The following is a 17,800-nucleotide window of genomic DNA, read 5'->3' on the forward strand; positions in this document are numbered from 1 at the left end:
CACTCAGTGGCCGGTGGCGCCGCCGTTGTCCCTGCGGTCCAGCGCACGCTGGAGGGCGGCGGCGGCGTTCTTGCGCTCGGACTCGGTGCTGCGCGACGAGTGGCGGACGCGGCGGACGGGCTGCTTGACCATGGGAATTCGACTCCTCTGCTGGGAGGTCCGGGGCAGGCCCCGGCGGATGCAGTGAGGTGCCGGAAGGGGCGGGAAGCGCTGCCGCAGGGGTTGCCTGCCAAGGGGCAATGCGCTCACGACCGCCATTCGCTGGATCTGCGAGACGTTCGGCTTCTACAAAGCTAAGTGTTGCGGTGGAGTCTGTCTCCACAATTACTCGGACTTCCTACTATCTGAGACGGCCGGGCTCGCCGGGGTGCGCGCAGGTCGCTGCGCGTGCCCGGCGCGTACCGCGTCGCCCGCGCCCCGGTGCAGCCGCAGCGCACCCACCGTGGCGGTCAGGGCGAGCGCCCCGAGCAGGCAGAACGCCACGGCGTAGGCGGCCGACGGGGTGGCGGTGAGCCCGCTCCCCAGGCGCAGGGCGACCGTCGCGACGGCCACCCCGAGTCCGGCCGCGAGCTGGTTGACGGTCGCCGACAGGGCGTTGGCGTCACGTAGCCGCTCGGGCGCCATCTCGCTGAACGCCATGGTGGAGTAGCAGGTCAGGCCCAGCGAGCGGGCGGCGCCGCCGAGCAGCACGAGGGCAGCGGTCACCGCGAGGGGGGTGGCGTCCGTGAGCAGCGCGCAGCCCGCGACGGCGGCGGCCAGGCCCACGGTGGAGACCAACAGCAGCGGACGGAAGCCGAAGCGGTTGAGGAGCGGGGTGGTGGCGGGCTTGATCCCGATGTTGCCGACGAAGACGAAGAGCACGACCGCTCCGGACTTCACCGCACTCCAGCCGAAGACCTCCTGGAAGAGCAGGGGGAGCAGGAACGGCACGGCGCCGACCACGATCCAAAAGAGCGAGCCGCCGGTCACCGAGGCCCGGAACGACGCCACGTCGAGGGTCCGCAGATTCACCAACGGGTGTGCGGTGCGCAGCAGATGACGCCCTGCGGCGCCGAGCGCGAGGACGGCGAGCGCGGCGACGGCACCGGCCGTCGGCCCGCTTTCGCCGGTCTCGGCGACCAGGTGGGCGGCCCAGGTGAGGGCGGCGAGGCCGGTGCAGGTGAGCAGCACGCCGGGCACGTCCAGGGGCGGCAGGGTGGCGGTGGGACCGGCCGCCGGCAGGCGCCGGGCGACGGCGAAAGCGGCCGCGCCGAGCGGGATGTTGACCAGGAACATCCAGTGCCAGCTCGCGTACGTGGTGAGCAGTCCGCCAAGCAGCGGGGCGAGGACGGGCGCCATGAGCCCCGGCCACACGATGTACGCCATGATCTTCGGGATGTCGGTCTTCGCGGCCCCGTCGAGCACGAGGAGCCGGCCGACCGGGACCATCATGGCGCCGCCCGCACCTTGCAGGACGCGCATCGCGACGAGGAGGCCGAGGCTGTCGCTCGCCGCGCAGCCCGCCGAGGCGAGGGTGAACACCGCGATGGCGGTGAGGAAGATCCGCCGGGTGCCGTAGCGGGCGGTGAGCCAGCCGCTGAGCGGTATGAGTACGGCGAGGGTCAGCAGATAGACGGTGATCACCAGACCCACCGAGGCGGGCGTGGTGTCGAGAGAGGCCGCCATCTGCGGGGCGGCGGTGGCCACGATGGTGCCGTCGAGCATCTCCATGAAGAAGCAGCCGGCGACGAGCAGGGCGGTGGCGCGCTGTCGGGTGTCGAGCATGCGCCAAGCCTGTCCGCGCCCATTGCTGCGCACAAGGTCCGGTTGGTTACACGAGGCGTGCGTCGCATGCAGCATTGGGGCAGGATCGGGGAATGCAACGACTGCCGGACATGAACCTGCTCCCCTCACTCGACGCCCTGCTGCGGGCCGGAAGCGTGGCCGGGGCCGCCACCGAGATGCGGATCTCCGCGTCCGCGATGAGCCGGGCCCTGGGGCGGCTGCGCCGGGTGGTGGGTGACGAGCTGCTCGTACCGTCGGGGCGCGGGCTGACGCTGACGCCCCGCGCCCGCGAGCTACAGCCGCGCGTGGAGGCGGCCCTGGCGTCCGCTCTGGCCGCCCTGCGCCCGCAGCCCGAGCTCGAACTGGGCGTCCTGGAAAGGGAGTTCACCCTCCGCACCAACGACGGTGTGGCCGTCATGTTCGGCCCGGCGCTGACCGAGCGGGTACTGCGCGAGGCGCCCGGGGTGCGTCTTCGGCTGCTGCCCGAGGGCGAGGAGAACCCGGCCGACCTGCGGGACCGGATCGATCTGGACGTGGGGCAGATGCACGATCTGCCGCACGACATCCGCACCGGCCGGCTGGGCGAGTACTCCTATGCGGCGGTCGCGCGCGCCGACGGGCCGTACGCCGATGAGCGGTTGACCCCCGAGCGGTTCGCCGCGCTCCCCCACATCACGGTCACCCGGCGCGGCCGGGTGCGCAGCGTGGTCGACGAGCGGCTCGCCGAACTCGGCCTGGCCCGCGACGTGTTGGCCACCGCGCCGACGTACACGGCGGCCTGCTTCTTCGCGCTCCGCTCGGACGCGCTCGCGCTGGTGCCGCGGCGGTTCGCGATCGAGGCGGCCCGAGCCATGCCGCTCGCGGTCCTCGACATCCCGCTCGACCTGCCCGCCTACCCCTTGGTGCAGGCCTGGCACCTGCGGGTGGACACCGATCCGGCACACCGGTGGCTGCGGGGCGCGCTCGCGGAGATCGTGACGGCGCTCGGGCCGACGGGAGGGCCGGCCGGGCAGACCGCACCCGACGCCGTCATCTAGATTGCATTCCTACCTAGGTGGTGGTGGAATACATGCATGGCCGCAGACCGCAGATCCAGCTGGCTCAAGGGCGTCCTTGACCTCCTCGTCCTGTCCTGTCTCACCGGGGGCGAGAGCTACGGGTACGAGATCTCCAAGGCCCTCGCCTCGGCGGGGCTCGGCGAGATCAAGGGCGGGACCCTCTATCCCGTCCTCAATCGCCTTGAGGAGGCGGGCCTCGCCGTCGGCGAGTTCCGGGCCGCCGAGCGCGGGCCGGGGCGCCGCTACTACCGGCTCACGGACGAGGGGCGCAGGGCGCTCGCCGAACAGAGCACCGCGTGGCTGGAGTTCCACTCGGCCGTCAAGACCACACTGACCGGCACACTTCCAGGGGGACCCGCATGACCACGGAGTACTTCACCGAACTCGGCGGCCTGCTGCGCACCGGCGGCATGCCGGAACGGGAGGCCGCCGCCACGGTCGCCGACCTGCGGGGCTACCTCGCGGAAAGCGGATCGGTCGACCCGTACGAGGAGTTCGGGCCCGCCGAGGAGTTCGCCGCACGGCTCACCGGGCGCGACCCCGAGGAGCGGCCCGCGACGGCCGCGGAGACCTGGAAGTGGACCGCCGACATCTACACCGACCGGATCCTGCTCGACGAGTACGGCGAGCAGGGCTGGGAGGTCGAGGGGATCGACCGCTTCGGCCGCTTCGTGTGCCGACGCGACCCGGACACCGCGATGCGCTGGGAGTACCGGCGCGAGACGGCCCACGGCGCCACGGAGCGCGACCGGACGGCGGCCGCGCTCGCGCCCGACGGCTGGGAGCCGTGTGGCCGGTGGCTGTTCATGACGTACTTCAAGCGCCCGGCGTCCGCGAGCGCGGGGCCGGCCGCCGCACTGGAATCGGCCCCGGCCGCGCCCTCGCGCCAGGTGTTCTTCAGCGCCAAGTACCGTGCGCTGCTTATGGTGTTCGCGGTCTCGGTGGTGCTCCTCGTGCTGTCCACGGGTTTCGGCGTGGTGGATCTGAACGACCCGGCGTTCTACTGGCCGATGCTGGCCGCGGCCGCCGTGGGCGGGGGCGCGGGCTGGTACGGAGTCAAGCGCGACGTGACCCGGGGAGCCGAGAGCCGCTGAGCGGCAGGTGTGTCCTGGTGAGGCTCATGGAGTTCAGGGGGCGACCCAAGCCGGGCGCCCGCCGCTTTCAAGTCACCCGCACAGCAGGCCACTTGGACTGGACCAGACCCCGCGGCCAGACTCTTCCCATGCCCACACCCACCGAGCAGCACTGGTCCCCCACCCACGGCGAGGCGTACCGGCCCGTCCCCTACCGGCCGCAGCGGATGCCCACCGCCGAGACCCTCGCGCGGGCCGCGGAGTTGCGTGCGCGCATGGGCGAGCGCCGCACCGTGCGCCACTTCTCCACCGATCCGGTCCCCGAGCAGGCCGTTCGCGACGCGGTCGCCTGCGCCGCGACCGCGCCGTCCGGCGCACACCAGCAACCGTGGACGTTCGTGCTGGTCAAGAACCCGGACGTGCGGCGTCGGATACGCGAGGCGGCCGAGGAGGAGGAGCGGATCTCCTACGACGGGCGGCTCGGCGAGGAGTGGCTCGCGGCGCTGCGGCCGATCGGCACGGACGCCGTGAAGACCCACCTCACCGATGCCCCGGCCCTGCTCGTGGTCTTCCAGCAGCGCTACTGGCTGGCCGACGACGGCACCAAGCACAAGCACTACTACGTCGACGAGTCGGTCGGCATCGCCGTCGGCATGCTGCTCTCCGCCCTCCACCAGTGCGGCCTGGCAGCCCTGGTCCACACGCCGAGCCCCATGCGCTTCCTGTCCGAGGTCCTTGAGCGGCCCACGAACGAGAAGGCGTTCGCGGTGATCCCGGTCGGCTATCCGGCCGACGACTGCGAAGTCCCGGACCTGGTCCGCAAGTCGCTCGACCAGGTCCTGACCGAGGTCTGAGCGCGCGGCGCCGACGCCCGTCCACGACTTCGCGGAATCATGGGAACCTTCGCCGGGCCACGCTCCTCCTGGCGGGATGACGCACCACCATCCGTCCGTCGAAGGGGACCGCATGACCATCAGCGAACGTCCGATGCCGCACCTCGAAGGCGCCGCGCACCGGCATGTGACGGTGCGTGGCGTCCGGCTGCACCTGGCGGAGTTCGGCAGCGGCGATCCCGTCGTGCTGCTGCACGGCTTTCCGCAGCACTGGTACGCCTGGCGCCGCGTCGTACCGCTGCTCGCCGGGGGGCACCGGCTGATCTGTGTCGATCTGCGCGGCTTCGGCTGGTCCGAGCAGAGCCGCAGCGGGTACGACACCGATTCCCTGGCCGCCGACGTCATCGCCCTGCTGGACCAACTCGGCCTGGACCAGGCCGTGTTGGTGGCCCACAACTGGAGCGCCGGTGTCGGCTTCCGGGTCTGCCAGCGGGCCCCGGAGCGCGTCCGCGCCTTCCTCGCCCTCAACATGATGCACCCGTGGACCCGCCACCGCGACATGCTGCCGAACCTGTGGCGGATGTGGTTCACCGCGTTCATCGAGTACCCGGTCCTCGGCCGCCTCGTCCTGCGCCACTGGCCCGCCTTCACCCGCCACCTGATGCGACGGTCGGTGGGCGGCCCCGGGCCGTGGAGCGAGGCGGAGCTGACGGAGTTCACCGAGGCCACCCAGTTCTCGGCGCATGCCTGGCAGTCGCTGTTCTGGCAGTACGTCGTACGGGACATCCCGGCCGGTGTCCGCGGCATCCACCGCAGGACCCGCCTCACCGTGCCGACCCGCGTCCTCGGCGGTGCACTCGACCCGGTGTTCCCTCCGGCGCTGCTGCGCGGCAAGCCGTACGCCGACGATCTGACGGTACGGATCGTGCCGGGCGCGGGGCACCATCTGCCCGAGGAACGACCGGAGTTGGTGGCCGAGGAGCTGCTCAAGCTGATCGCGGCGAACCCGGGCGGCGCGGACGGCGGGTCCCAGCCGGGAGGGGACGCCGGAGCCTGACCCGTCCGGGGCCGGTCACCGCAGCGCGGCCCGGCGCCCGGCCCGCCCCGGTCACCGCAGCGCGGCCCGGCGCCCGGCCCGCCCCCGGTCACCGCAGCGCGGCCCGGCGCTCCACCTCGCGGAAGAACGCACGAGCCCGGCGTTCGCCGAGCACCCTTCGGTAGACGTGCTGCACGGGGCCGAGGGCGGCGGGCCGGATCGCTCCGCACACCGCGAACCGCGTCCCGTCGTCGCCGTCCGGCTCCGCCGCCATGCCCATGGTCACCAGCCGGGACTGCATCAGACACCAGCCGCGTCCGAGCCGCACCTCGAAGTCCCCGCGCAGCCCCATCACGTCGACGGCCCGCGCCGTCTTGCGCGCACTGTCACCGGGCGCCACCCGGAACTCCCGCACGAAGGGGATGAGGTGGGGCAGTTCGCCCTCCAGATCGGCCACCACCGCCCACACCTGCTCGAAGGGCAGCGCGATCCGGTGCTCGGCATGCAGCGGGGCGCGCAGGCCGGCGCTCAGTACGCGCAACCGCGCCAGGGGGCCGGCGCCGCCAGAGGGAGGTGTCACCACGTCCACGCCTTCCGGAAGGAGGAACGGGCCCTGCTCAGCCGTGACTTCACGGTGCCCTCGGGTACGTCGAGCAGCTCGGCCATGGCGCGCTCGTCCAGCCCCTCCAGCTCGCGCAGCACCAGGACGGTGCGCTGCTGAACGGGCATCCTGGCCAGCAAGTCCCTTATCTCGCAAGAGAGTTGAAGGGTGTCGGCCTGCGGCAGCAGGTCACGCAGCCGGGCCACCTCCGCGGGTTCGGCCGGGCTCTCCCCCGCGCTGCGCCGCGCCACCCGCACGGCCTCCCGCACGGTGAGGGCGCGCACCCAGCCGTAGAACGCGAGCGGGTCCCGCAGCCCGCGCAGGCCCCGGAACACGGCGATCAGCGACTCCTGCACGGCGTCGGCCGTGTCGCCCGGCGCGATGGGCGCGCACAGCCGGGTGACGTACGGCGTGATGAGTCCCAGCAGATCGTCCATGGCCAGCGCGTCACCGCGCTGCGCCGCCCGCACGAGCGGCGCGGCGGCGTCCCAGGGGCGTATGTCGTCGTCCATCGCCGACAAGATAGCGGTCACCCGGAAGTGGAACCGCCCCTGTCCTCGGTTGGGGGACCAAGGACAGGGGCGGGGTTCAAAGGTGACTGCGCGTCAGCCCATGTGCGGGTACGTGTAGTCGGTCGGCGGGACCAGGGTCTCCTTGATGGCGCGGGTCAGCGTCCAGCGCATCAGGTTCTGGGGGGCGCCGGCCTTGTCGTTGGTGCCGGACGCGCGGCCGCCACCGAAGGGCTGCTGGCCGACGACGGCGCCGGTCGACTTGTCGTTGATGTAGAAGTTGCCCGCCGCGTAGCGGAGCTTGTCCATCGTGTACGCCGCCGCCGCACGGTCGTTGGAGATCACGGCGCCGGTCAGCGCGTAGTCGGAGGCCGACTCCATCTGCTCCAGCATCGCGTCGTACTGGTCGTCCTCGTAGACGTGGATCGCCAGGATCGGGCCGAAGTACTCGGTCGTGAAGACCTCGTTCGCCGGGTCGGTGCACTCGATGACGGTCGGGCGGACGAAGTAGCCCACCGAGTCGTCGTAGGTGCCGCCCGCGACGATCGTGCAGGACGGGTCGGCCTTCGCACGGTCGATCGCGGCCTTGTTCTTCGCGAACGAACGCTCGTCGATGACGGCGCCGATGAAGTTCGACAGGTCGGTGACGTCACCCATGGAGATGCCGTCGACCTCGGCCGCGAACTCCTCCTTGAAGCCGGAGTTCCAGATCGAGGCCGGGACGTAGGCGCGCGAGGACGCGGAGCACTTCTGGCCCTGGTACTCGAAGGAACCGCGGGTCAGCGCGGTCTTCAGGACGGCGCGGTCGGCGCTGGGGTGCGCCACCACGAAGTCCTTGCCGCCGGTCTCGCCGACCAGACGCGGGTAGGTGCGGTACTTCTCGATGTTCGTGCCGACGGTCTTCCACAGGTGCTGGAAGGTCTTGGTCGAACCCGTGAAGTGGATGCCCGCCAGGTCGCGGTGGTTCAGCGCGACCTCGGAGACGGCCAGGCCGTCACCGGTGACGAGGTTGATGACGCCCTTGGGCAGGCCCGCCTCCTCCAGGAGCTGCATGAGCAGCACGGCGGCATGGGTCTGCGTCGGGGACGGCTTCCACACGACGACGTTGCCCATCAGGGCCGGCGCGGTCGGCAGGTTGCCCGCGATGGCCGTGAAGTTGAACGGCGTGATCGCGTAGACGAAGCCTTCGAGCGGCCGGTGGTCCATGCGGTTCCACACGCCCGGGGAGTTCGCCGGGGGCTGCTCGGCGAGCAGGTTGCGGGCGTAGTGGACGTTGAAGCGCCAGAAGTCGACGAGCTCGCACGGGGTGTCGATCTCGGCCTGCTGGGCGGTCTTCGACTGACCGAGCATCGTGGAGGCGGCCAGCGTCTCGCGCCAGGGTCCGGCGAGCAGCTCGGCGGCGCGCAGGATGATCGCAGCGCGGTCGTCGAACGACATCGCGCGCCAGGCCGGGGCGGCGGCGAGCGCGGCGTCGATCGCGTCCTGGGCGTCCTGCGTGGTGGCGTTGGCGTACGTGCCGATGACGGCCTTGTGGTTGTGCGGCTGCACGACGTCGAAGCGCTCGCCGCCGCCCATCCGCTTCGCACCGTTGATGGTCATCGGCAGGTCGACGGGGCTCTCGGCCAGCTCCTTGAGCTTGGCTTCCAGACGGGCGCGCTCCGGGGAACCAGGGGCGTAGCCGTGCACCGGCTCGTTGACCGGGGCGGGGACCTGGGTCACAGCGTCCATGATTCCTTGACTCCTTTGTGAGGGGTGTTCGGGTGAACGGAGGCTCGGGGCCTGTCCGAAATCTAGTTCTTGGTGATCATCGAGCGGACGAAGAAGAGCAGGTTGGCCGGCTTCTCCGCCAGGCGCCGCATGAAGTAGCCGTACCAGTCGGTGCCGTACGCCGTGTAGACGCGCATCCGGTGGCCCTCGGCCGCGAGCCGGATGTGCTCCTCGCTGCGGATGCCGTACAGCATCTGGAACTCGTACTCGTCCAGTTTGCGCCCGGCGCGCCGGGCGAGCTCCTGCCCGATGGCTATCAGGCGCGGGTCGTGGGACCCGATCATCGGGTAGCCCGCGCCCTCCATCAGGACTTTCAGGATGCGGACGTACGCCTTGTCGATCTCGCCCTTGTCCTGGTAGGCGACCTCGGCGGGCTCCTTGTAGGCACCCTTCACGATGCGCACCCGGCTGCCCGCCTCGGCAAGCCGCTTGGCGTCGGCCTCGGTGCGGAAGAGGTAGGCCTGGATGACACAGCCGGTCTGCGGGAAGTCCTTCCGCAGCTCCTCGTGGATGGCGAACATCGAGTCGAGGGTGGTGTGGTCCTCGGCGTCCAGGGTGACCGTGGTGCCAATCGCGGCGGCGGCCTCGACGACCGGGCGCACGTTGGCGAGCGCCAGCTCGTGGCCGCCCTCCAGCGCCTGGCCGAACATGGAGAGCTTCACCGACATCTCGGCCTTGGTGCCGTGGCCGAGTTCCTTGAGCCGCTCGATGAGTTCCAGGTAGGCGTCGCGCGCGTGGGCCGCCTGCTCGGGGGTGGTGATGTCCTCGCCCACGACGTCGAGGGTGACCTCAAGGCCCTTGCCGACGGTCTCCTCGATGATCGGGACGACCTGCTCGACGGTCTCGCCGGGGATGAAGCGGTTCACCACGGGCTTGGTCACCGGGGCGGCCGAAACAAGCTTGCGCATCTTGTCGCTGCGCGACGCGGCGAGGATCACGGGACCCAGCACGGGGCACCTCCACGGAAAGAACTAGACGGAGCCGTGACCGGGACCGGAGGGACGAAGGACGTCTTCCGGACGTACCGGTAACGGCACGGAGAACCACCGTGAAACCTAAGGATCTCCCCGATCCTCTGCCATCGACAGCTGTCACGCATCCGTGGCCCAGATCTCATACACATGTCTGAAGCAGGCCGCCGAATGAGCGAGAATGGCCGACGTGAAAGGCGACTACCAGGACCTGGTCGATGAGATCTCGGCGCTGCTCGGCGCCCCCGCGACGCTGGAGAACCGGGATTTCGGGCTGATCGCCTTCGGAGCGCACGACTCGGACAGCGACTTCAGCGAACTGACCCTGGACCCGGTCCGCACCAGTTCGATCCTGACCCGGAAGTCGACGCCCGCCGTGCGGGCCTGGTTCGAGGGCTTCGGCATCGCCCGCGCCACCGGCCCGGTCCGCATCCCGGCCGCCCCCGACGCGGGCGTCTTCCGCGGCCGCGTCTGTCTTCCGGTGCGCCATCGGGGCGTCGCCCTCGGATACGTCTGGCTGCTCGACGCCGAGCCGGGGCCCGCCGAGGACAAGCTCGCCGCGGCGATGGAGGTGGCCGCCCGGATCGGGGTGCTGCTCGCCGACGAGGCGCAGGCCGGCGCGGACCTCTCCCGCGAGTTCCGGGCGGCGCTGACCGCGGAGCGCGGCAGCGGGCGCGACGCGGCGACGGCGGCTCTGGGACGCGCGCTCGGCCCGGACGCGCAGGGCCTGCACGCGCTGGTGTGCGTGGTGCCGTGGCTCGGCGAGGACGCCCCTTCGGTGCGTACGGTGCCGGGGGCGGCGGCGGCGTGCACGGTGCCGGGGCCCGACGCCGGCGCGGGCCGGGGTGGGGGGCTCGTGCTGGCCGCGCTTGTGCGGCTGCGGTCGCCGGACGCGCTCGCGCCGGCCCGGACCGCGGCGGAGCGCCTGCGCGGCGGTGCGGGGGCGGGGTCCGGGGCCGGGATCGCGCACCCCCGCCGCGGTCTCGCCGAACTCGCTCTCGCCCGGCAGGAGGCAACCTCCGCCGCACGTGCGGCAGTTGCCGAGCCCCGGCTCGGGCCGGTGGCCCAATGGTCGGAGATCGGCCCGTACCGGCTCCTGACCGAGCTGTCGGCACACGCCTCCCAGGACCCGGCCGTACGGGCCCTGTTGACGCCCTCGAACACCGAACTGGCCCGCAGCGCCGAGGTGTTCCTCGACTGCGCGGGCCAGGCGGGGCGGGCCGCGGCGACCCTGGGCATCCATCGCCAGACGCTCTACTACCGGCTCTCGCGTATCGAGCACCTCACCGGCCTCGACCTGGACCAGGGCGAGGACCGACTGCTGCTGCACATGGCGCTGAAGGCCGCGCGGCTCTGACGCCGGGTAGGTTCCGCAGTTTCCGGAGCACTTCCACGTGCTCACGAGCACCGATCGAGTATTTCCACGTGCTCACGGGCAGCGGCAACGTTCAGTAGCGGTCAGTTGTAGTGTCACCGGGCCCCGTTCCCGGACGCTGCGGTGCTCATTTATCACGACCCGTTGTCCTAGGCGGCGACTGGGACGGGGTAGTCGGGGAGCTGCCAGTCGCCGCCGCGGTCCTCCTTCGAGAACCGCGCTACCAGGTCGGGGATGCGGAAGAAGCAGGCCAGCGCGGTAGCGCTCTGGAAAGCGCTGATCGCGTGCTGGTTCGTGGGCATGCCCACGCGCAGCAGGCGGGGGTTCACCTCGGCCTGGATCTCGTCGACGAAGGGCCGCAGGACGCGGTCATAGTTTGCCAGTGCGGTGGGCAGGTCGTCGGCGTGCCGGTTGATCTCACCGGCCAGGACGTAGGCGCCGATCAAGCCGCCGGAGATGCCCATGCCGCTGTAGGGAGAGGCGCAGTGCGCGGCGTCGCCGACCAGGACCACGCGGCCCTTGAACCAGGTATCGGTGCGCACCTGGGCGATCTCCTGGGAGTAGAAGAACGGGCTCGTCTTCATGCCCTCGACGAAGCGCTCGGTCTGCCAGCCGGCATCTCGAAAGCGGTCGGCCCAGAACTCCTGCTGCTGCTCAACGGGAGCGCGGTGGATCGCGGAGGCTTCCGCCGACTCCTCACGCATCACGAAGTACACCTGGGTCTCGGTCGCGTTGTGGCTGCGGCGCATGATCTGGCGGCCGCCCGGGACCATGTAGGTGTCGCGGATGTTGCTGTCGGAGGCGATGCGCGGGACGAACCAGTAGGCCGTGTGGATGCCGACGCGCCAGTACGGGTCGACTCCCTGCGGCAGAAGCGCCCGCCGCAGGCGTGAGCCCTGTCCGTCCGCGCCGACCAGCAGGTCGTACCCGCCGGAGGGCCCGTCCGAGAAATGGGCGGTGACGTGGTGCTCGTCCTGGTCGAAGCCGTCGACGCTGCTGCCGAAGACGTATTCGGTGTCGTCCTTGGTCGCGTCGTGGAGGATGCGGACCAGGTCGCCGCGCATGATCTCGTACTCCGAGGTGAGGGTCTGGCGGCCCTTGCCGGAGGTGTTCGCCATGATCGTCGCCTTCGGCTTCCCGCGGGCATCGACGAATGCGACGCCCGCCTCGTCCACCAGCTGACTGCGCACGGCGTTCAGCAGTCCCATGCGTTTGACCGCCTCGATGCCCTGCCCGCGCAGGTCGACCTGCGCGCCCGAGGCGCGCAGCGCCGGGAAACGCTCAGCGACCGTCACCTGGTGACCACCGCGGGTGAGCCAGAAGGCCAGCGCCTGCCCGGCGACGCCACCACCTGCGACGAGGACTCGCAGAGAACGCTTCGTGATCTCGGCCGTCATGACAGCACCCCAAAATCTATCGGCGATTGATTCCTTTGCAGCGTCTTCTATCACCGATAGATTGTCAACGTGACCAAGATGAACCGTGAGACCGTCGTCACCGAGGCGCTGGATCTGCTCGACGAAGTAGGGCTGGAATCCGTCAGCACCAGGCAGCTGGCCAAGCGCCTGGGCGTCGAGCAGCCGTCGCTCTACTACCACTTCCGGACCAAGAAGGACCTCTTGGCGGCCATGGCGGAAGCCGCCATGGCCCCGCACGCCGGCGCGCCGCTCCCGTCACCCGCGGACGACTGGCGCGAATGGTTCCTGGAGAACTCGCGCAGCTTCCGGCGCACCCTGCTGCAGCGCCGTGACGGCGCGCGCCTCCACGCCGGCACCACCCCGACCAGCGACCTCGACCGGATCCGGCGCAAGATGACCTTCCTCGTCACCTCCGGCGTTCCAGAGAAGGAGGCGCAAATGGCCATGCTGGCCGCCGGCCGGTACACGGTCGGCTGCGTGCTGGAGGAGCAGGCGGAAACAGCTCCGACGGAGGATCTGCCGGCCGACGTCCCGGTCCTCGACCATGAAGCGGCATTCGAGGCGGGCCTCGCCCTCATCCTGGGCGGCCTCATGCAGCACACCACCGCGACCAGCTCCACGGTCCACCTGGAACACGAACGCTGACCCCGTCAGACCCACGGCGCCGCCGCGACCAGCAGCCACACCACGACGGCCGTCGCCCGGCAGCCGGCGGCCGCCGGCTGCCCGAATGGGATCTTCCACAAGCGCCACCACTGGCACACTCTCGGCGTTCGCCCCCAGGCAGGGACCGAGGGCAACGCGGACGACGCAGAGCAACCCCAAAAGGCACGTGGCGGGGGCATTCTGCTCATGATCGGCACCCGGAGGCGGTGCTCATCGAGAGCGGAATGCTCGATCTCCGCAGGAGACAGAGCTCACGAAAACGCGGCGCCTACACGCCGGGTGCCTCTCACCTGGACGGGACCGGCTGGAGGGGCGCGGGAGTGCGTTTGGCGGCGCGGCTGACGACGGCCGTCTCGACGTGGGTGATGCCCAGGCCGACCAGGTCGCGGGAGAGGAAGCCGTAGAGGGCGGCCAGGTCGGGGAAGTAGGCGGCCGCGTGCAGGTTCGAGGGGCCCGAGGTTGCGAACGCTCCGTGCACCGAGGGGTGGTCGGCCAGCGCCTGCCCGGCGGCGGCCAGGTGGTCGGGGGCCACGTGCAGCAGGAGTTTGGCCTCGATGGGCAGGGCGAGGCGGCGCGGTTCCACCAGGACCTGGGTGATCAGCCGTCCCTGCGCGGCCAGTTGGGCCAGGCGCCGGCGCACCGTGCTCTCGGGGTGGCCGGTCCGAGCGGCCAGGGCCGCGGCGCTCATGCGCGCGTCGGGAGTGAGGGCGTCGATGAGGGACTGCTCCAGGTCATCGGTGTCGACGCCGTAGGGGCCCGAACCGGAAGCACTCGCCGCGGGGGCCGGCTCGGCCGGGCTCAGCGCCGCCCGTTCGGACGCGGTCAGCACCTGGTGGCGCCACTCCGAGGTCAGCCGGAAAACGTGCAGGATCGTGGCGCTCTCCAGGGACGTCACCGCCTGGGTGGAGGGCAGTTGGCGGAAGACCAGCGGGTCGCGTGAGCCCGGCTCGGTGCGGGCGACGGCGAAGATCTCGTCACCCGCCGTGGTGACGTCGATGAAGGGGATGTCGTCGCGCGCCGCGAGCGCGGCCACGATCGTGTCGAGCTTTCCCCGCAGCACCCGGATGCGCAGGAACAGGGCCCCGGCCGAGCCCCCGTTGCGCGGTCGCGCCACCGGGGAGACCACCACGCGCACGGTGGCGTCGGCGCCGAGCACGTGCAGGCGGCGGCGCACCGTGGCAGGGCTGAGGCCCAGCACCTGGGCGGCCCGCTCGGCGCTCACCCGACCGTCGCACTGCAACGCGGCCACCAGCCGCTGATCCATGAGGCTGAGTACGGAATTCGCCGATGCGCGGGCCATGAAGGCAAGTTTCGCTCATCGGGTCGCCCTGCGGCGCCCGTTTTCGGGACCGCGCCACGAGCATGGAGCCATCCCCGAGAACCCATCCCCGAGAACGACGGATCCACCACGGAGGTCGAAGTGCCCGCGTCCATGCAACGGGAAAAAGTACGCTTCGCCAGCGGCGACACCTCGTGCGCCGCATGGCACTATCCGGGTTCCAACGGCGGCTGCGTGATCATGGCCGGCGGAACCTCGGTGACCAAGGAACCGGCCTCGGACCTGTTCGCCGCACGGTTCAACGACGCCGGTTTCGCCGTCCTCGCCTTCGACCACCGGCGGTTCGGGGAGAGCGGGGGCGCTCCGCGCCAGATCGTCCGCTTCGACGAGCAGATCGCCGACTGGCACGCCGCGATCGACTACGCGGCCACGCTGCCCGACGTCGACCCGGACCGGATCGCGGCCTGGGGCTTCTCGCTCGCGGGCGGCCACCTCTTCCAGGTCGCGGCCGACCACCCGCGACTGGCCTGCGCCATCGCACAGACCCCGCTGGTCGACGGCCGCGCGGTCGCTCCCCACGCGCTGCGCGCCATGACGCCGCTCGCGCTGCTGCGGCTCTTCGGCCGGGGCGTCGCGGACGCGGTCGGGGGCCTGGCCGGACGTCCGCCGCTCCTGGTCCCGACAGCCGGAGTGCGCGGCGCCGTCGCCTCGCTCACCACGCCCGACGCCATGGACGCCGACCGGGCCCTCGATCCCGACCGCCGCCACACCACCTGGGAGCAGACGGTCGCGGCTCGGATCGCCCTGCGGATCGGCGGGTACCGGCCCGGCCGCCATGCCGGTCGGATCCGGTGCCCGCTCCTCGTGGTCGTCTGCGACCAGGACCAGAGCGTGCTGCCCGGTCCCGCCGTCCGCGCGGCCCACGACGCCCCCCGCTCCGAGGTGGTCCACCTGACGGGCCGCCATTACGCCCCGTTCCTCGAATCACACGAGCAGGCCGTCAGCGCGGAGATCTCGTTCCTGCACAGGCATCTGGCTCCCCGCCCCCCGCGATGAGGCGCCAGGAACTCAGCTGTCGCTCCGGCCCCCGTCGATCCCCATGACGATCTTCAGGCCCTCGGTCAGGTCCCGCGCCGACGGCGCCGTTTCGGGGTCGACCATCCACTGGACCATCACCCCGGCGAGCAGCGCCTGACAGAACGTGCCGGCCAGGCGCGCCCGCTCGGCGTCGGCTTCCTGGTCCAGGCCGAGGAACCCCTCGGCAAGCCCCTTGCGGCCCTCCAACTGCGGCCCAGCCAGGGCCTGTTGGAGCTCGGGGTCACTGTCCAGGCGGGAGACGATCTCCATCTGGAGCTTCCACACCGGGCGGCTCTGCTCGTACGAGTCGATGACCTTCGCCCAGGCCCGCTCGAAGCGTTCCAGCGGCGGCAGGTCGGCGGGCGCGCGCTCGCCCGGCTCCTCGGCCACCGCGTCGCCCCACTCCTCGGTCAGCCTGAGGAAGGCCAGGTTGAGCAGGGCCTCCTTGGAACCGTAGTGGTAGCCGATGGAGGCGAGGTTGGTGCCGGACTCGGCGACGATGTCGCGGGCGGTGGTGCGGGCGTAGCCCTTGTCGAGGAGGCAGCGCTTGGCGCCTTCGAGCAGATCCTCACGGTGTCCCATGACAGCAGCGTACCCGGCATCCAGACATTCGTCTAAGACAAACGTCTAGAGGCCGGGTACGGGAGCGCCGGACCGGAAGGTCAGTCGGTGAGGTTCACCGAGCGGGCCGAGGTGGCGCCGATCTCGGCGGCCACCTCGTTCAGCACGTTCTGCGGAATGGTGTCGTCCACGGTCAGCACGGCGAGCGCCTCGCCGCCCTCCTCCGCGCGCGCCACCTGCATGCCCGCGATGTTGAGCCCGGCCTCACCGAGGACCCGGCCGACGGTGCCGACGATGCCGGGACGGTCCTCGTAGCGGAGCACGATCATGTGGTCGGCGAGCGCCAGGTCCACGTCGTACTCGCCGATCGCCACGACCTTCTGGAGGTTCTTGGGGCCGGCCAGGGTGCCGGAGACCGCGACCTCCTCGCCGCCCGAGAGGGTGCCGCGCACGGTGACCACGTTGCGGTGGTCCGGGGACTCGCTGGAGGTGGTCAGCCGGACCTCGACGCCGCGCTCCTGCGCGAACAGCGGGGCGTTCACATAGGAGACCGTCTCGTCGACGACATCCTCGAACACGCCCTTGAGCGCGGAGAGTTCGAGCACCTTGACGTCGTGCTGGGTGATCTCGCCGTACACCTCGACGTCGAGCCGGACCGCGACCTCGCCCGCGAGCGCGGTGAAGATGCGGCCCAGGCGCTCGGCGAGCGGCAGGCCGGGCTTCACGTCCTCGGCGATCACGCCGCCCTGGACGTTGACCGCGTCCGGCACCAACTCGCCCGCCAGCGCCAGGCGTACGGACTTGGCGACGGCGATGCCCGCCTTCTCCTGGGCCTCGTCGGTGGAGGCGCCCAGGTGCGGGGTGCAGACGACCTGGTCGAGCTCGAACAGCGGGGAGTCCGTGCAGGGCTCCTTCGCGTACACGTCCAGACCGGCGCCCGCGACGCGGCCCTCCTTGAGGGCGGAGTACAGCGCGGCCTCGTCCACGATGCCGCCGCGCGCCGCGTTCACGATCCGCACGTGCGGCTGCACCTTGTGCAGCGCCTCGTCGCCGATCAGGCCGAGCGTCTCGGGGGTCTTGGGCAGGTGCACGGTGATGAAGTCGGAGACTTCGAGCAGCTCGTCGAGGCTGAGGAGCTTGACGCCCATCTGGGCCGCGCGGGCGGGCTGCACATAGGGGTCGTACGCGACGATCTTCATGCCGAAGGCCGACATGCGCTGCGCGACCAGGACACCGATGCGGCCGAGGCCCACGACGCCGAGGGTCTTCTCGCTCAGCTCGACGCCGGTGTACTTGCTCCGCTTCCACTCGCCGTTCTTCAGCGCGGTGTTGGCCTGCGGAATGTTGCGAGCGGTGGCGACCAGGAGGCCGCAGGCGAGCTCGGCGGCGGTGACGATGTTGGAGGTCGGGGCGTTCACGACCATCACGCCGGCCTTGGTGGCGGCGGACACGTCCACGTTGTCGAGGCCGACGCCCGCACGGGCGACGACCCGCAGCTTCTTGGCGGCGGCGACGGCCTCCGCGTCGAGCTTGGTGGCCGAGCGGATCAGGATCGCGTCGACATCGGCGATGGCGGGCAGCAGTTCGGCGCGGTCGGCCCCGTTGCAGTGCCGGATCTCGAAGTCCGGCCCGAGGGCGTCGACGGTGGCGGGCGACAGCTCTTCAGCGATGAGTACGACGGGTTTGTGGGTAGTCGCAGTGCTCACGTGGGTCCTCACTGAATCCTTTGCGGACGGCCGTCCCGACGGCCGCAGGCGGTGGAGGGGCTAGCCGCGTGGAAGACGCACGACGCTGTGGGCCTGACGCGTTGGT

Annotated in this window: 18 protein-coding genes; 8 read left to right on the plus strand and 10 right to left on the minus strand. The window is 71.2% G+C overall.

Going from position 1 to position 17,800, the window contains the following annotated elements; genetic code table 11:
- Positions 1 to 3: 3 nt before the first annotated feature.
- Together OG522_RS11440 and OG522_RS11445 are read right to left on the minus strand one after the other, a co-directional pair.
- On the minus strand, positions 4 to 132 hold the full coding sequence (locus tag OG522_RS11440) for a hypothetical protein (RefSeq protein WP_329462852.1): 129 nt from the start codon (positions 130 to 132) through the stop codon (positions 4 to 6).
- A gap of 192 nt (positions 133 to 324) precedes the next feature.
- Positions 325 to 1,764: an MFS transporter gene (locus OG522_RS11445; RefSeq protein ID WP_329462853.1), complete on the minus strand. Its 1,440-nt coding sequence runs from the start codon at positions 1,762 to 1,764 to the stop codon at positions 325 to 327.
- A gap of 92 nt (positions 1,765 to 1,856) precedes the next feature.
- On the opposite strand from OG522_RS11445, the gene OG522_RS11450 reads away from it, so the two are divergent.
- The 5 genes from OG522_RS11450 to OG522_RS11470 all read left to right on the plus strand — a co-directional run bounded on the left by OG522_RS11450 (position 1,857) and on the right by OG522_RS11470 (position 5,785).
- Entirely contained in the window at positions 1,857 to 2,801 is a 945-nt protein-coding gene (locus OG522_RS11450) for a LysR family transcriptional regulator (protein WP_329462854.1), read from the plus strand.
- Positions 2,802 to 2,837: 36 nt separating this feature from the next.
- Positions 2,838 to 3,185 (plus strand): PadR family transcriptional regulator, encoded by a 348-nt coding sequence (locus tag OG522_RS11455; RefSeq protein ID WP_329462855.1) that lies wholly within the window; start codon positions 2,838 to 2,840, stop codon positions 3,183 to 3,185.
- Entirely contained in the window at positions 3,182 to 3,916 is a 735-nt protein-coding gene (locus tag OG522_RS11460; RefSeq protein ID WP_329462856.1) for a hypothetical protein, read from the plus strand. Before OG522_RS11455 ends, OG522_RS11460 begins: the two co-directional genes overlap by 4 nt.
- Before the next feature lie 128 nt (positions 3,917 to 4,044).
- The gene (locus OG522_RS11465; protein ID WP_329462858.1) at positions 4,045 to 4,749 is read left to right on the plus strand and encodes a nitroreductase family protein; all 705 of its coding nucleotides are present in this window, start codon (positions 4,045 to 4,047) and stop codon (positions 4,747 to 4,749) included.
- Positions 4,750 to 4,861: 112 nt separating this feature from the next.
- The gene (locus OG522_RS11470) at positions 4,862 to 5,785 is read left to right on the plus strand and encodes an alpha/beta fold hydrolase (protein ID WP_329462859.1); all 924 of its coding nucleotides are present in this window, start codon (positions 4,862 to 4,864) and stop codon (positions 5,783 to 5,785) included.
- Between the two features lie 88 nt (positions 5,786 to 5,873).
- On the opposite strand, the gene OG522_RS11475 is transcribed toward OG522_RS11470, so the two are convergent.
- The 4 genes from OG522_RS11475 to OG522_RS11490 form a co-directional block, all read right to left on the minus strand.
- Positions 5,874 to 6,305: a hypothetical protein gene (locus OG522_RS11475; protein ID WP_329462860.1), complete on the minus strand. Its 432-nt coding sequence runs from the start codon at positions 6,303 to 6,305 to the stop codon at positions 5,874 to 5,876.
- A gap of 35 nt (positions 6,306 to 6,340) precedes the next feature.
- Complete coding sequence (locus tag OG522_RS11480; RefSeq protein ID WP_329462861.1) at positions 6,341 to 6,877, minus strand: RNA polymerase sigma factor; 537 nt, start codon at positions 6,875 to 6,877, stop codon at positions 6,341 to 6,343.
- A gap of 93 nt (positions 6,878 to 6,970) precedes the next feature.
- Positions 6,971 to 8,602, minus strand: coding sequence for an L-glutamate gamma-semialdehyde dehydrogenase (pruA, locus tag OG522_RS11485; protein ID WP_329462862.1), 1,632 nt, complete (start codon positions 8,600 to 8,602; stop codon positions 6,971 to 6,973).
- A 62-nt stretch (positions 8,603 to 8,664) separates the two neighbouring features.
- The gene (locus tag OG522_RS11490; RefSeq protein ID WP_329462863.1) at positions 8,665 to 9,591 is read right to left on the minus strand and encodes a proline dehydrogenase family protein; all 927 of its coding nucleotides are present in this window, start codon (positions 9,589 to 9,591) and stop codon (positions 8,665 to 8,667) included.
- Between the two features lie 211 nt (positions 9,592 to 9,802).
- On the opposite strand from OG522_RS11490, the gene OG522_RS11495 reads away from it, so the two are divergent.
- A complete protein-coding gene (locus OG522_RS11495; RefSeq protein ID WP_329467546.1) occupies positions 9,803 to 10,969 on the plus strand; it encodes a PucR family transcriptional regulator in 1,167 nt (388 codons plus the stop codon).
- Between the two features lie 167 nt (positions 10,970 to 11,136).
- Here OG522_RS11495 and OG522_RS11500 read toward each other — a convergent pair whose 3' ends face one another.
- Positions 11,137 to 12,384, minus strand: coding sequence for an FAD-dependent monooxygenase (locus tag OG522_RS11500; protein WP_329462864.1), 1,248 nt, complete (start codon positions 12,382 to 12,384; stop codon positions 11,137 to 11,139).
- A 78-nt stretch (positions 12,385 to 12,462) separates the two neighbouring features.
- Here OG522_RS11500 and OG522_RS11505 point away from each other — a divergent pair, with 78 nt between their 5' ends.
- Positions 12,463 to 13,050: a TetR/AcrR family transcriptional regulator C-terminal domain-containing protein gene (locus tag OG522_RS11505; RefSeq protein ID WP_329467547.1), complete on the plus strand. Its 588-nt coding sequence runs from the start codon at positions 12,463 to 12,465 to the stop codon at positions 13,048 to 13,050.
- A 307-nt stretch (positions 13,051 to 13,357) separates the two neighbouring features.
- On the opposite strand, the gene OG522_RS11510 is transcribed toward OG522_RS11505, so the two are convergent.
- The gene (locus OG522_RS11510) at positions 13,358 to 14,371 is read right to left on the minus strand and encodes an Lrp/AsnC family transcriptional regulator (RefSeq protein ID WP_329462865.1); all 1,014 of its coding nucleotides are present in this window, start codon (positions 14,369 to 14,371) and stop codon (positions 13,358 to 13,360) included.
- Positions 14,372 to 14,503: 132 nt separating this feature from the next.
- Here OG522_RS11510 and OG522_RS11515 point away from each other — a divergent pair, with 132 nt between their 5' ends.
- The gene (locus tag OG522_RS11515) at positions 14,504 to 15,406 is read left to right on the plus strand and encodes an alpha/beta hydrolase (protein WP_329462866.1); all 903 of its coding nucleotides are present in this window, start codon (positions 14,504 to 14,506) and stop codon (positions 15,404 to 15,406) included.
- Between the two features lie 12 nt (positions 15,407 to 15,418).
- Here the strand turns inward: OG522_RS11515 and OG522_RS11520 are convergent, their stop codons facing one another.
- Positions 15,419 to 16,009, minus strand: coding sequence for a TetR/AcrR family transcriptional regulator (locus OG522_RS11520; protein ID WP_329462867.1), 591 nt, complete (start codon positions 16,007 to 16,009; stop codon positions 15,419 to 15,421).
- 80 nt (positions 16,010 to 16,089) lie between these two features.
- The gene (gene serA / locus OG522_RS11525; RefSeq protein ID WP_329462868.1) at positions 16,090 to 17,694 is read right to left on the minus strand and encodes a phosphoglycerate dehydrogenase; all 1,605 of its coding nucleotides are present in this window, start codon (positions 17,692 to 17,694) and stop codon (positions 16,090 to 16,092) included.
- Positions 17,695 to 17,800: the final 106 nt, after the last annotated feature.

Source organism: Streptomyces sp. NBC_01431, from assembly GCF_036231355.1.
Classification (GTDB): domain Bacteria; phylum Actinomycetota; class Actinomycetes; order Streptomycetales; family Streptomycetaceae; genus Streptomyces.